Raw genomic sequence first — 14,437 nt, 5'->3', positions numbered from 1 at the left:
TCCTCATCAGCATGTCCTATTATCAACAGTCTACTGAACAGCTATTCGCCCAGTTTGATTCTAAGTCATCAGGACTAAGCCAGTCTGAGGTCTCGATAAGGTTAGAAAAATTCGGTCCAAACGCACTACAGGAAAAAAAGAAAAAACCGGCTTGGTTACTTTTTCTGGGACAGTTCAAAGACTTCATGATCCTGATTTTGGCAGCTGCTGCCATCATCTCGGGAATTGTGGGAGACCTGACCGACACGTTTATCATTTTGGTGATCATAGTGCTCAATGCTGTCTTGGGATTTGTGCAGGAATACCGCGCTGAGAAGGCAATGGAATCCCTTAAAAAACTTACCGAAACTCAAAGTAAAGTCTTGAGAGACGGCCAATGGATTTCAGTCCCATCCAAGGAACTTGTTCCTGGTGATGTGGTAGCGCTTGAAGCTGGAAACATGGTACCGGCGGATCTTAGATTGATTGACACCTTTTCACTAAAAATTGATGAATCCTCCCTCACCGGAGAATCGGTACCCATTGACAAGGTTCAGGTGATTCTGGAGAATCCCAACTTAAGCCCAGGAGATCAGCTAAACATGGCCTTCAAGGGTACTCTAGCCACGCATGGGCGGGCGAGTGGCTTGGTAGTGGCCACTGGGATGAACACAGAAATCGGGAAAATCGCAAGTTTGCTTCACAAAGCCGCACCTGTGACGCCTTTACAGCAACGGATGCAGCGGTTTGCCAAGGTGATTTCTTACCTGATTTTGGTGATTTGCCTGGTTTTATTCCTTGCCGGACTTGCCAGAGGAGAGGAATTGTTTTCCGTTTTGTTGCTTTCCGTCAGCTTGGCCGTAGCAGCTATTCCGGAAGCATTGCCCGCCTTGATCACCATCGCACTTTCTCTTGGAGCGGGAAGATTGGCAAAGAAAAAGGCTCTGATCCGAAAACTTCCTGCTGTGGAAAGCCTTGGATCGGTGACCTATATCTGCACCGATAAAACAGGGACCCTTACCCAAAACAAAATGACCGTGGTTGACACCGAAACCTACCACCGGTCAAGTTATTCCACGGAATTCTCCAATCTTCAGCTGGGACTGGGGCTTTGTCATGATGTGCAGGTATCCAAAAAGGGTAAAACCAATGGAGAATCCACTGAACAGGCATTGGTAGACCGGCTTTTGAAAGAAATCTCTCTGGAACAATACCGGAAACTCGAACTCATGGCCCCGAGGATCGGTGAACTCCCTTTTGACTCGGATCGAAAAAGAATGTCCACCTTCCACCAATTCGAAAATAAAATTTTGGTCGTGTGCAAAGGTGCCCCCGAGTCCATTTCTTCGATCTTGAACAAGCAAGAATTAGCCCAGGAACTAAGGGAAAGTGCGGAGGAGTGGGCAAAACGCGGCGAGAGGGTCTTGGCTTTCGCAGGCAAATTGATCGATCAATTGCCGGAGCAACACCAATGGCAATCCTTAGAATCCGACCTGGATTATTTCGGAAAAGTAGGGATGATCGACCCACCAAGGGATGAGGTAAAAACGGCAATATCCGAATGTAAAACAGCGGGAATTAAACCAGTGATGATTACGGGAGACCATCCTGCTACTGCCCGAGCCATTGCCGAGGCTGTGGGCATTTGGACTCCCGGAGATCTGGTTCTGACAGGATCAGAATTGAGAAATCTCGAGGAAGAAGAGTTTGCCAATCAGGTCGAAAAAGTAAGTGTCTACGCCCGGGTTGCCCCTGAACAAAAGCTTCGAATCGTTCAGGCCCTCCAGCAAAAAGGGCACTTTGCGGCCATGACCGGAGATGGGGTCAACGATGCCCCTTCGCTCAAAGCAGCCAATATCGGGGTAGCCATGGGAATCGCCGGAACCGACGTGAGCAAGGAAGCTGCCCACCTGATTTTATTGGATGACAATTTTTCAACGATCGTCCGCGCAGTACGGGAAGGCAGACGGATTTTTGACAACATCGTGAAGTTTGTCAAGTACATCATGACCTGCAACAGTGCAGAAATCTGGGCCATAGGTCTCGCCCCGTTTTTGGGTCTCCCCAATCCCCTACTTCCGATTCATATCCTTTGGATCAACTTGGTGACTGATGGCCTGCCTGCCTTGGCATTGGCCAGTGAGCGTCCCGAGCAGGACATTATGAAACGCCCCCCCCGCCCTCCCAAAGAAAGTCTTTTCGCTCATGGAGTGGGTTATCACATTATTTGGGTAGGAATGCTAATGGCTGCGGTGACCCTGTTTACCCAATATTGGGCCATTCAACAAGGTTGGCACTGGCAAACCATGGTTTTCTCTGTTTTGGCCTTCTCACAATTGGGGCATGTGATGGCGGTAAGAAGTAACCGAATGTTCCTCTTCCAGCAGGGCTTTTTGAGCAATAAACCCCTTTTATTGGCAATAGGCCTGACATTTCTTCTTCAGATGGGCGTGATCTACTTGCCATTTATGAACCCGATATTCCGGACAGAACCTTTGGATTTGCAAGAACTGCTCTTTTCAGGTGCTATGGCCTTGGTCGTGTTCCATGCCGTTGAATTGGAGAAATTGATCAGAAAGCATCTTGTTTCTGTTAAAAAAACTTAATCAGCCGCTTTACCTAATGGAAAAGGGAAATTGGATCAGCTTTTGAATAACACAGATTAAAACCAACTACATAAAAGATGAAAACGATTTTTGGATTACTCATGGGACTTATGGTCAGTCTCCCACTGGCAGCACAACAGATTCAACAGGTTCCTCTGATCGAAGTCGAAGGCTATGCCGAACGCAAAGTTGCACCGGATGAGGCGGTATTTTTCATTTCCCTGGAGGAAAAGGGTCTGAAAGTCAATGATGCGGTGTCTGTTTTGAACCGAAAAACTCAGAACCTCTCCGAGGCCCTGAAGAAGGAAAAAATCAGAGATTACAAGCTGGTGGCTGACAACTACTCCGTGGATGTGAATCGAATCTACCGTAGCGGGTCAGCCAAAGACAGTGGCTATGTAGCCCGACAAAACTTGAGAATCATCACAACAGCCACTAATCCTGACCTTCAGAAAATCGTGGAAGGCATCCAAAAATCAGGAGACATGAGCTATAACCTCCACTTTGGCGTAGCCGAAGCTACCCGGAAATCCCTAGAGAACACTCTTCTGACAGAAGCCCTGAAAGATGCGGAAGCTAAAGCAAATCTGATCGGAACCACCTTGAATCTCAAAGGGCTGAGAGTGTTTCATGTCACGATGGAGCCTAACTATAGACCTCAGCCTGTCTATATGATGAATGCAAAGGCCGCTATGGCAGATTCCGAGGAAATGCTGATCCAAACAGACGATCAGACCATTACCAAGCGGGTATATGTGAAGTATACTTATTGATAAAACTCAAGAAAAAAGGCAGACCCGACAGGTTTATGAAACCTGTCGGGTCTTTTTTTTGACCAGTGGTTTCGGCTTTGATCCTGAAATTCAGGAAATTTCAAATCCAAACAGCTACGATTATGAAAATCACCCCCTCCCTGGCACTTGCTGGACTAGGCCTTCTTTTTTCTTGTACCGAAAAAGATCCCCTTATTGGCCAAACCGAAATCACCAAATGGCAGGATAATAAAAAAGGCGCCATTTCAGTCACCTATGATGACGGCATTATCAATCAGTTTACCATCGCCAAACCCATCATGGACAGCTTGGGACTGCCAGCAACATTTTATATCCTCACCGGCAAGGTTGAAGGATCCGGCAAGGGAAAGTTTATCGGAAGAAACCCCAAGGAAATCATCGATGAAACGGCTAAAATCCAGACAGATTCCAGCAATTTCTTCGAAAGAGCCTCCCTGATCGCCTTCACAGGAACTACCGAAGCGGAAGATTACCATGCCCGCATCGGAAGTCTTTTTGAGCAAGGAAAAGTGCAGGAAGCCTACGCTCTTACCGATGAGGGCTACGAAAAAATCCGCTCCGGGAAAATGAAAAACACCAATGACGTGGTCTTTCATGACAATAAAGAAGACACTACTTCTTGGGAAGAATACAAATCCTATGCAGCACAAGGCCATGAAATCGCTTCTCATACCGTCACCCATCCCTGGCTGGCCGTCTTGGATGAGGTCAACATACGCTATGAATTGGAGCAAAGCAAAGCAGACTTACTCAAATTCATCGGCCCGGAATCGACGTTCAGTGCCGAAGGGCCCTATGGTACCGAAAATGAGCGGGTGATGGAAATTGCCCATCAAATCTATCCTTCCCTGAGAAACCGAATGCCCGAAGAATGGCTGGAAGAAATTAACCGGGGAAGCAAAATGACACCCGGTGAATCAACCAAGGAATACGTACAGTGGCAAAGAGGACCACTGACCAGAATAGGAATAGATCAAATGAAGGCTTGGGTGGATACCGTGATGAGTCATGACAACCACTGGCTGGTCTTGGTCTTTCATGGAGTGGAAAACCTGGGTTGGGAACCCAAAACCAGAGTAGAACTGGTGGAATACTTTTCCTACATGAAAGCCAATGAAAAGGATCTTTGGATTGCCACATTTCGGGAGGTTACCAAGTACCTTCGAGAACGAAAAGCTACTCAAATTCAGTCTACAGTCGAAAACGATGAAATTACCTTAACACTAAACAGCCAATTGGATCCGCAAGTGTATGCCGTCCCTTTGACCTTAAAAACCTACGTTCCCAAAGACTGGAATACTGCCCAATTCACACAGGGCTCCCTGCAGCTCAGTATCCAGATTCAGTCGGATGAAAAGGGAAATTTTGTGACGTACAACGTAGCTCCCAATGGAGGTCCAGTTCAGTTGAAAAAAGGATAAATGACTAATTAGGAAGAGACCCGCCAGTTTTTAAAAAACCGGCGGGTCTTTTTTCACATCATCAAATTCCCAAGAAGCACCATTACGCCAAAGGCCAAAGCCAGAGTAAATACTGTATACGCCTGTCTTAATACCTGGTATTTCCGACTGAGTACCCTGCCTTGATAGTAAAGAGACAAGGTCATTTGATCCTGGATTTCCTTTCTGGAATTGAGAATACGATGAGTTTCAAACAAATATTCTTCGTAGCTGTAAAATTCAGTCGCCCCGAAAAATAGCATGCTAAACTGAGGCTTTTCAGCTTTATCCTTGGATTTTCCCATAATCTTAGGCTTAGCTACCTGAACTGCCAAAAAAGTTGAGGTCAGAATTAACCCCAAAAAGATCAAAATCGGGACAAAAACCACCGGACTATGCATCTGTACCTGATTGGAAATAGTGCCATAGCTTACCAATGCAATTAGGGAAGAAATCACCAAGGCATTGATGCTGATGATAATGTTGGCTTTGTTGTCCGCGATCTGAAGAAGATTGCTGTAATTTTGAAAAGCCACCCGGTAAAAGGTCTGCCTTTCCCGTTCGGTCTTGTCTTTTTCTTTCTTGTTTTCAAAAATAGGTTCTTCCATGGGCTGGGGTTTTAGCATGGGAAATTACAGAATTATCCTACGTCTTCCATGAATCTACACAAAAGCTGGATTTTCCTTTCGATTTGATTCTAAGAATGCTGAACTCCAAGCAGGAATGTGTTTAGAAATTTCAAATAATCACTAAAGGGTGAATAGCATTGAGATCACTTTGTCTAAAGCAAATTTCCTAAACGCCCAAAGGATTTGTCTCTTCTCCTGCGAATAAAAGGTTTGTTTTATTTTTAAATATTGAATTTTCAAATTTTAATATCGGATTCAAATAAGGCGACTACTTGCATGATTTGATTCATTGAAACCTGCTTTGGAAGCATTTTTTCACTTCGTTCTTTTGGCTTGCCAAAAGAACCATCCCGAAAGCTTTCGGGACAAGACACAGCAAAGCTCCCACCGCACAAAGCTGGCTCGCTGCTGTGTCAACCCGCCCGCCCTTCTAAACTGTGTTTAGTAATCAAAATGAGTCTAAATCAAAATGTAAAAAAATCAGGTTTGAGTCCCAAAACTCTGTCATCTCTCCTTTGTAAATCCCAATTTTTCTAACTCGCGATGACGTTTACTGAACACCGAACCTAGTAACCCCGAACTCTTATTAAAATACCAACAACCCGTGTTCCCTTAGAATTTCCCAAACTTCCGAATCGACCAGTTCTTCGAAGTCGCCCAACTCCTCCTCGTAATTCTCACGGATGGGTTTCAGGGTATTCAGCTCCTCGGTATAGCTCACTTTGGCCAGCAGCCAACACACCCACTCTCCGAGTTCGAGGGGAAGCTCAAGAGCAAAATCCTCCTTTTTCCCGGAGAAAATCAACTCACAAAAACCTTCCTCTGCTTCCATCAATTCAGGCTGAGCCCCGATCCAAAGGATGCGGTTTTGATCTTTGTAAGTCAGTGGAGCCGCATTTTCGATTTGCTGCTGAATGTATTTTTTGGAAATGGTGGTAGCAGGCACCTTGAAGTCAAACCAGTTTTTCAGAGGAATGTCGAAGCCGACTCCATGCATGTAGTTGAATAGAGATTTGCGTAATCCTTCGGAAAAAAGCCCATGATCCACCCCAACCGGATCGACAAAATCCACCTCATTGTTGGCAAAAGATCCCAAGGTAAGGTCGGTTCGCTTTACGCCAAAAGCTTTAGGATCGAGCCCAACCGGACTGTGCTCAGTCATCGCAAATCGATGCCAAAAACCCGATTGCAAGACCCCAATCTCAAACAATTGCCGCACCATCTCCATGGAATCGATGGTTTCCTGTGCTGTCTGTGTCGGATAGCCATACATCAGGTAAGCATGCACCATAATGCCTGCGGCGGTAAAGTGATTCGTCACCTGTGCCACTTGAGCTACTGTAACCCCTTTTTTGATCAGAGCCAAGAGTCGATCTGAAGCCACTTCCAAGCCACCGGATACCGCAATGCAACCCGAAGCCCGAAGCAGTCGACAAAGGTCTGCGGTGAAGCTGCTTTCGAAACGGATATTCGTCCACCACACGACCACCAAGCCCCTTCTCAGGATCTCAATCGCCAAGTCGCGCATCAGAGCAGGCGGAGCGGCTTCATCCACAAAGTGAAACCCATTCGTGCCCGTCTGCGCCATGATCTCCTCGATCCGGTCGCAAAGGATGGACGCATTGATGGGTTCGTAGCGACCGATATAATCCAAAGAAATATCGCAGAACGTACATTTTCCCCAATAGCAGCCGTGCGCCAAAGTCAACTTGTTCCAGCGCCCGTCACTCCAAAGTCGATGCATGGGATTGGCCACTTCGATCACCGAAAGGTAATCCCGCAGCGGCAGATCGCTGTAGTCCGGCGTGCCAACTTCCCGTTGCGGCAGGTCTTTCACCGCTGAATTATTCATAAACTTCACCTGCCCATCGATGCGGATAAAAGTTCGTTTCAACTCCGTGATAGGCCTTTTTCCCTCCAAGTAATCCAGCAACAACTGAATCGGAGCCTCCCCGTCGTCCAGCGTAATAAAATCCACGTAGTCGAAGACCCGAGGCTCTTTCAGGGAGCGGAGTTCGGTATTGGGAAAGCCCCCACCCATCCAGACTTTGATGTGGGGATGATGTTTTTTCAGGTATTGCCCGCATTTGAGTGCGCCGTAGAGGTTGCCGGGAAAAGGAACAGAAAAGGCGACGGACTCGGGTTGGTAGGCTTGGATTTTTTCTTCCAGCAGTTCCAAAAGAAACCCATCGATCAGGCTCAGAGGCTGCTTTAGCGCCTCATCCATCTCGTCAAAAGACTTGGCAGACATGCCCAAGCGCTCCGCATAGCGGCTAAAGCCAAAGTGCGGATCCACGGCCTCCATGATCAGATCGCCGATATCCTCGAGGTACAATGTGGCAAAATACCTTGCCTTGTCCCTCACCCCCAAGGTCCCAAAAGCCCACTCCAAGTCATCCAACTGCTCAAAGCGACTGGCCTCAGGAAGGAAATTCCCCTCGGAAATGTGGTAAGCCAGAGTCGGATTTTTATCCTGCAGAAAGTCGATCACCGGACCGATGGTCTGCAGGTAGCTGGCCTTCATTCGGAGAATTCGGGCAGAGTTGTCTGAAAGTTCGTCAGCTTTTTGCGAAGCGATGTCAAAGACTTGCGTGAGTCCCTTTTTGGAGAAAAGCTTCAGGATCACCTCGATGCCCAAGTCAGCCTGTCGGGAAGGCACGCTGAGCGTATTCAAAAACCCCTTGATGTAGGCCGTCGCCGGGTAAGGCGTGTTGAGTTGGGTAAATGGCGGGGTGATGAGAAGGACTTTGGTAGACAAGGGATCAAAGGTTAAGCGCTTCAAAGTTCGTAAAGAATGTCGAAAGATTGATGAATTGCCACGAAGACAGTAAGTAGAATTACTATAAGATTCATTAATCAAAGATATTCCAGATGAACACAAAAAGTTGGAGGATTTGCCACGAAGACCCCAAGACTCAAAAAGAATTTACCTGAAGTTTATTACTCATTGATATCTCAGATTTACAAAGAAGATTAATGACCAACTATGATCATTTGTCTTATCTGTGAGAGATTAAAAAAATCATTTGTGTCTTATCGCCTTAGTGGCCCAATTCTTTATTCTTAAAAGCGATATTTGCATCTATGAGCAATAACGACATCCTCCGGACCCTGAGATATACCTTTCACTTTCACGACCACAAAATGTCCGAGATTTTCGGATTTGGCGGGGTGAATCTCTTTGCGGAGGAAGTTGCCCTTTGGCTCAAAAAGGAAGAAGATCCCGACTTCAAAAAGCTCTACGACAAGGACCTTGCGGCTTTTCTCAACGGATTCATTATCCTGAATCGCGGTCTGAAAGGTGAGGAAGTGCCTGTTCCCGAAAAGACCCTCAACAACAACCTCATCCTCCGCAAACTCCGCATCGCACTCAACTACAAGGACGAGGACATGCTTGCCATCTTTGCGCTGCGTGGGTTCCGGATCAGTAAGCACGAGCTCAGCGCCTTTTTCCGCAACCCCACCCAGCCCCAATACCGGGAATGCAAAGACCAAGTCCTGCGCAATTTCCTGATGGGTTTGCAGATGAAATTCAGACAGAAAGGAGACTAAGCTCTATTACCTAAATGACTCACCGCAGAGTCGCAGAGGACACAAAGATTTTTAACTTTTCTAATTATTCCCTTTCAATCTAGAATTTGGAATTAAAACTCACCTTTTCTTCGCGTTCTCTGCGTCCCTGCCTGTAGCAGGCAGGTCTGCTGTGCAATCAAAAAATTCACCTTCAAAACCAAACCGGTGCGTTTGAACCATTTTTCATTCGGTTTTGATTTACTTTCTAGCCAGGAATACTATCCCCTTTAAACCTTAGCCGGTATGAAACTTCAAGAGCTCTCCAACCTGACTGCTCCTTTGGGGAAAACCCAAAAGATGCCGGTCCTTTTTCTGGGACACGGCAGCCCGATGAATGCCATCGAGGAAAATGAATTTGTGGCAGGATTCAGAAAGGTGGCCCAGGACATCCCTACCCCTCAGGCGATCCTGTGCATTTCGGCGCATTGGGAGACCAAGGGGACTTTCGTTACTGCCATGGCCCATCCGCCCACGATCCATGACTTTGGAGGTTTCCCCAAGGCGCTCTTTGAGGTGCAATACCCTGCACCCGGGAGCCCGGAGTTGGCAAGGGAAACCCAAGCCCTGATCACCCAGACGGAGGTACACTTGGATGACAAGTGGGGCCTCGACCATGGCGCCTGGAGTGTGATCAAACACTTGTATCCGGCGGCTAACATCCCCGTGATCCAAATGAGTATCGACTACAGCAAGCCCGCCCAGTACCACTATGAACTGGCGAGAGAGATTAAGTCCCTGAGGGAAAAAGGCGTGCTGATCATCGGCAGCGGCAATATGGTCCACAACCTACGCATGGTGGAATGGAGACGGCTCCACGAGACCTTCGGATTTGACTGGGCGCTGGAGGCGCGTGAACAGATGAAAGCAAGCATCCTTAGCGGCGACCATCAGTCCCTGATCAATTTCCGCTCTCAGGGAAGAGCCTGGGACTTGGCAATACCTACACCCGAGCATTACCTGCCCTTGCTGTATTCCTTGGCTTTGAAAGAAGGGGATGAATCGGTGAGCCTGTTTAATGACCAAGCCCTGGCGGGATCCCTGACGATGACCTCAGTCAAAATCGGTTAAAATTCACCGCAAAGTCGCAGAGAGCATAAGAAGAGAACTCCACTAGCGCAAGTCTTTCAACTTGTGCTTTTTTGTTTGCAGACCTGCCTTCCGGGAGGCGGGCTTCAGGCTGCGCAATTCAAAGTATACCAAAAAATACACCACAGCACACAGAGATACTTAATTTTTCCAAAGTTCCAAAATTTGAAAATATTAACCACTCCTTTCGGTAGTACCACTCTCCTCCAATCCAAGTCCAAACAAACTCAAGGAAGCAACTTACCCTTCAGTTTCTTAGAACTTTAAATCCTGAGTCAATCAAAAAGGATCACAAAAGTACCCTCCCCAAAGAAATCAGAAATAAACCCGTCCACATCCAGCTGCGCCAGCGATTGACTCGGAGGAGTTTGGTAAGATGGCCTTTCAGGCTTTTCTCTCGATCTATGGCCTCGTGAATAGGTATGGCGATGAGAAAAGTATTGATCCAAATCCCAGCTAAAAGCAATCCGTCCGCGAGGTAAATGAGTGGATCACCCAATATTTGCCAAGCAATCATGCCTGACTGAACAAACATCATCGGTCCCACGAAGTAGAGAATCTTCTGGGTGTACAGCCGGTGCCAGGTGTTGAGTTTTTCCTTGGCGATCTGATCAAAGGAAGGATAAATAATCACCTGCACCAGCCACACCAAAACGAAAAGCCCGGTGTCTACCGAGAGACGAATCGCATCCACAGTCATCTGTTTTTTTGGTTAGAAATCCCGAGCTACTTGCCCAAACTTTGAAACTTAAATTCATTAATTCACTCAAATTAAAAGCTAGAGTATCCAGCAGATAGCATTTCAAAAGGTAAAAGACCAATTAAATACCATGCTTTTGGAAATCTTCGGTCTCCGGTCTTCGGTCTTCCAGCCCAAAATCAGAGAAATAGAAGTTTACCATCAGAATAGCTAATACACAAAAATAAATTACCGGAGTTGCCATTGGGTCTCGGTGTACACTCTCTTGAGGATCAGGAAAAAAGGAACCCACCAAATCAGGTCATTGGTATAAAGGGTATAGCTGAACTCAAAGGGGATTTCCTTAAGGACAAGGTAATTAAACAGGAATCCTAAAGGGCCGAAGATTTTTCCCAGAAAACCGACCGCCACAATAGGCCAGTGCTTCAGCGGATTATAGCTGGCCCACCAATAGCCTAGGCCGTACACGCCGACAATCATTCCGGTACCTTGCCAAATGCTGGGATGTTGGAGTGGAGCCATTCCCGTCCATTCGAAAAAAGTATGGGGCCAAATCACCACCCATGCTCCCCAAAGTATATTGTAAACCGCTGCCAGTCGGAGGCAGGTAGCCATCCAGTCGGGATAATTTTTTTTCATGTCCTAAGGACAATACGCAAGACAAAAAGTTTGAAAATTTGTCTAAACTTTTTTTGTTCCGATGGCCGCTCTTCCCGATTTGTAATCGGGAAGCCTTATCCGGGAATTTGAATTACCCAGTAAACGAAGTTGATTTCTTCCTAAGACGTAAAGAATTTTTTCGTTCTTCAGGATTTCTAATCCTGAAGCTATACTTGGGAATTTGTAACTCACACTAACACCAGCCTGCTTTTCCAGAGTCTGTAGCTGTGGAATAGTTTCTGAAATTGATGTCTCTAGCTGTTCTTGGGGATTGGGAATTCAGAAGCCCCGACAGGAGGTTTTCAACCCCTCATAAAGAGCACAATTATTTGAAAAGGCCCACCACATTCCTTGTAGAATTATGTCCTAGGAGGAGGATTGGAACCTTCACTTTACCTATTTTCGGGGAGTTTAAAGGCTCATTTTTAAGCCAAAGTTTTTGCGTATGAAACCAACTATAGTCTATCCGTTCTTCAGGGTTTGCCTCCACTATCACCAAATAACCTTTTTACATAAAGCGACATGAGCCATACCTGTAAAAACTGTGGGCACCGATTTAAATGGAATTTCTGCAACCAGTGCGGGCAGACAGCCAATACCCTGGAGATCAATTTTCAAAATACAATCCTCGAATTGCAGGTCAGCCTCATCCAGCTCGACAAGGGATTTTTTTACACCACCCGGGAACTCCTCCTTCGCCCGGGAAAGACCATCCGGGATTACCTTATGGGCAAGCGAGTCAAGCACTTCAAACCCTTTGCCTACGTATTGGTACTCTCTACGATCTATGCTTTGATCACGGAACTAACCGACAGGTCCAATTTTCTGACGGACTTTTTGGAGGGCTTTTACAACGGTACTTCTGATGAAGCAGAAAAAAGCGACTTGGGTGTGATTGGGGATATATTTCTTTGGATGACCAGCCACTATGCGTACACCTCCTTGCTGATCATTCCGCTGATTTCATTGGCTTCCTTTCTTTGTTTTTACCGTCAAGGCTACAATTACTTTCAGCACCTGGTTCTCAATTCCTATTTGGCTGGACTGAGGACGGTGTTTTACCTGTTGGTTCTTATACTCACTTCTTTTAGTGAAAACCAGTCACTCATCGACACGATCGACTTGCTGAAGGTATTCCTGGGGATCATCCTTACCTTCTGGACCTACGACCGGTTTTTCCATACCCTATCCGCTTGGAAAAAAATAGGCTTAACCCTGCTTCATTACCACCTTATCATCCTGATCCTTTTGGTATTGATGGTAGTGATCGCGCTATTTACCAAACTTACTACCTGACCCACGCGCCCACGACTTTAGGCTGCTTTTCAACTCAGTGCTGACAACCAAAGGTTGGGCAAAGCAGATGGAGAGAAGTCATCCGAAAATTTCCAAAGGTTAGCTATTTGGAAAAGTCTGCCAGAAAAACCTAAATTTCTACCTGGACGCTTTGTTCCCCTTGGATTCTTAGTCCTCTCCCCTAGAACTTTGGCAGGACTAAAGTAAAATCCAATCCGACATCCAGACAAACCCTATTCCTATGGAATCCAAAAAAGGCATCAACTTCTTCCTTCTCATCATTGCCCTGATCGTTGGCGGGGCATTTTTCAAAAATGTAGAGCTATCCACCCTTACCGTCCAAGAACCGGCACTCACGGCGGTCTATTTTGTGGTCTTTGTCGCATCGGTCTATCTGATCCTCAAAGACCGGAAACAAAAAAGCTGAGGTTTTTTGAAAAATAACCTTAGCTCTTTAGTAAATAAAAATTCCTGCTTATTTTAATTCTGCAAGCGGGTTTTTCCGCACGCATATTTTTAAACCCTGATTTTTCAACCACATGAACCGGATACCAGAACGTTTTACTCCTCCCATCTGGAAGAAAAAGGAACCTGAGCCTAAGCCTAAAAGTTAAAACCTCAGGTCCCCAAAAAATCAGATCAACTACCCAGACTAATTCAAAAATACCCAAAATCTGTTTCGCGAGGCATCCAAATAGGAATTCGAAAAGATAATAGCTTCGGGAACAAAAACTCTACGACTTAAACCAACAAAAACTACCATGTCCATAACCAGCGAAGCCGATCTCAACGGAATGAAAAAAGTAAGCGATGTGGTCGCCTACACCCTGAAAGAAATGAAGGGCTATGCCCGCCCCGGCATGTCCACCAAAGAGTTGGATGATTTTGGAGCAGGGATTTTGAAAGATTTTGGAGCAAACTCCGCACCTCATAAGACCTATAAATTTCCCGGTTGGACCTGCATCAGCGTGGATAAGGAATTTTGCCACGGCATCCCTTCCCCCAATCGAATCCTCCAAGAGGGAGACCTGATCAATATTGATGTTTCGGCCGAACTTCACGGATTTTGGTCAGATAATGGGGCCTCTTTTGTGATTGGAGAGGATAGACATGGACACCAAGCCCTCGTGGATGCCTCAAGGACCGTTCTGAAAAAAGCGCTGGATCAGGTCAAAGGGGGAGTGAAAATAGCAGAGATCGGACACCTGATGGAAACCGAGGCAAAAAGACTGGGCTATAAAGTAATCAAAAATCTGGGAGGACACGGGATCGGTAGGGGCTTGCACGAGCAGCCCGACGAATTGCTTAACTACAAAAATCCCTTTGACCAGAGACGATTTCGGAAAAATTCCGTGGTAGCCATTGAAACGTTTATATCCACCCACTCCACCTATGCAGTCCACCACAAAGATGGATGGACGCTTGTCGGAAATAAAGGTGGATTTATGGCTCAACACGAGCATACCCTGGTGATCACTGACGACAAGCCGATGATCCTAACTGAAAAGAACGAGATCTGGACCTGAAAATTCGAATCCTTACGATTCGCAACCCCTACCTATTCTCGACTCTTCCCTTTTCCAGCCTCATCGGAATTCTCCTCTTTCCCTTTCCCATCCCTGGGATTTTGTTAGAGTTTGCTGCGTATATCTTTAGCCGACTTACTATATTTAGG

At 46.3% G+C, this 14,437-nt stretch carries 12 protein-coding genes; 8 read left to right on the top strand and 4 right to left on the bottom strand.

What is annotated here, in order from left to right; genetic code table 11:
• Window positions 1-11: 11 nt before the first annotated feature.
• From DDT91_RS05385 to DDT91_RS05375, 3 genes are all read left to right on the top strand, one after another.
• Complete coding sequence (locus DDT91_RS05385) at window positions 12-2,585, top strand: cation-translocating P-type ATPase (RefSeq protein WP_187175124.1); 2,574 nt, start codon at window positions 12-14, stop codon at window positions 2,583-2,585.
• A gap of 77 nt (window positions 2,586-2,662) precedes the next feature.
• A complete protein-coding gene (locus tag DDT91_RS05380; protein WP_187175123.1) occupies window positions 2,663-3,358 on the top strand; it encodes an SIMPL domain-containing protein in 696 nt (231 codons plus the stop codon).
• 122 nt (window positions 3,359-3,480) lie between these two features.
• Window positions 3,481-4,800: a polysaccharide deacetylase family protein gene (locus DDT91_RS05375; RefSeq protein ID WP_187175122.1), complete on the top strand. Its 1,320-nt coding sequence runs from the start codon at window positions 3,481-3,483 to the stop codon at window positions 4,798-4,800.
• A gap of 53 nt (window positions 4,801-4,853) precedes the next feature.
• On the opposite strand, the gene DDT91_RS05370 is transcribed toward DDT91_RS05375, so the two are convergent.
• The gene (locus DDT91_RS05370) at window positions 4,854-5,426 is read right to left on the bottom strand and encodes a Pycsar system effector family protein (protein ID WP_187175121.1); all 573 of its coding nucleotides are present in this window, start codon (window positions 5,424-5,426) and stop codon (window positions 4,854-4,856) included.
• Between the two features lie 607 nt (window positions 5,427-6,033).
• On the bottom strand, window positions 6,034-8,205 hold the full coding sequence (locus tag DDT91_RS05365) for a radical SAM protein (protein WP_187175120.1): 2,172 nt from the start codon (window positions 8,203-8,205) through the stop codon (window positions 6,034-6,036).
• A 326-nt stretch (window positions 8,206-8,531) separates the two neighbouring features.
• Here DDT91_RS05365 and DDT91_RS05360 point away from each other — a divergent pair, with 326 nt between their 5' ends.
• A complete protein-coding gene (locus DDT91_RS05360) occupies window positions 8,532-8,999 on the top strand; it encodes a DUF1456 family protein (protein ID WP_187175119.1) in 468 nt (155 codons plus the stop codon).
• A 264-nt stretch (window positions 9,000-9,263) separates the two neighbouring features.
• Window positions 9,264-10,088: a 4,5-DOPA dioxygenase extradiol gene (gene ygiD, locus DDT91_RS05355; RefSeq protein WP_187175118.1), complete on the top strand. Its 825-nt coding sequence runs from the start codon at window positions 9,264-9,266 to the stop codon at window positions 10,086-10,088.
• A 307-nt stretch (window positions 10,089-10,395) separates the two neighbouring features.
• Here the strand turns inward: ygiD and DDT91_RS05350 are convergent, their stop codons facing one another.
• On the bottom strand, window positions 10,396-10,806 hold the full coding sequence (locus DDT91_RS05350; protein WP_222718605.1) for a hypothetical protein: 411 nt from the start codon (window positions 10,804-10,806) through the stop codon (window positions 10,396-10,398).
• A 228-nt stretch (window positions 10,807-11,034) separates the two neighbouring features.
• A complete protein-coding gene (locus tag DDT91_RS05345) occupies window positions 11,035-11,445 on the bottom strand; it encodes an alkyl hydroperoxide reductase (protein WP_222718604.1) in 411 nt (136 codons plus the stop codon).
• A gap of 543 nt (window positions 11,446-11,988) precedes the next feature.
• On the opposite strand from DDT91_RS05345, the gene DDT91_RS05340 reads away from it, so the two are divergent.
• From DDT91_RS05340 to map, 3 genes are all read left to right on the top strand, one after another.
• The gene (locus DDT91_RS05340; protein WP_187175117.1) at window positions 11,989-12,762 is read left to right on the top strand and encodes a DUF3667 domain-containing protein; all 774 of its coding nucleotides are present in this window, start codon (window positions 11,989-11,991) and stop codon (window positions 12,760-12,762) included.
• 241 nt (window positions 12,763-13,003) lie between these two features.
• A complete protein-coding gene (locus DDT91_RS05335) occupies window positions 13,004-13,189 on the top strand; it encodes a hypothetical protein (RefSeq protein ID WP_187175116.1) in 186 nt (61 codons plus the stop codon).
• Between the two features lie 334 nt (window positions 13,190-13,523).
• On the top strand, window positions 13,524-14,288 hold the full coding sequence (gene map, locus DDT91_RS05330) for a type I methionyl aminopeptidase (RefSeq protein ID WP_187175115.1): 765 nt from the start codon (window positions 13,524-13,526) through the stop codon (window positions 14,286-14,288).
• Window positions 14,289-14,437: the final 149 nt, after the last annotated feature.

It is taken from the genome of Algoriphagus sp. AK58 (assembly GCF_014324365.1).
Classification (GTDB): Bacteria; Bacteroidota; Bacteroidia; order Cytophagales; family Cyclobacteriaceae; genus Algoriphagus.
This window is presented reverse-complemented; position numbering and strand designations above follow the sequence as displayed.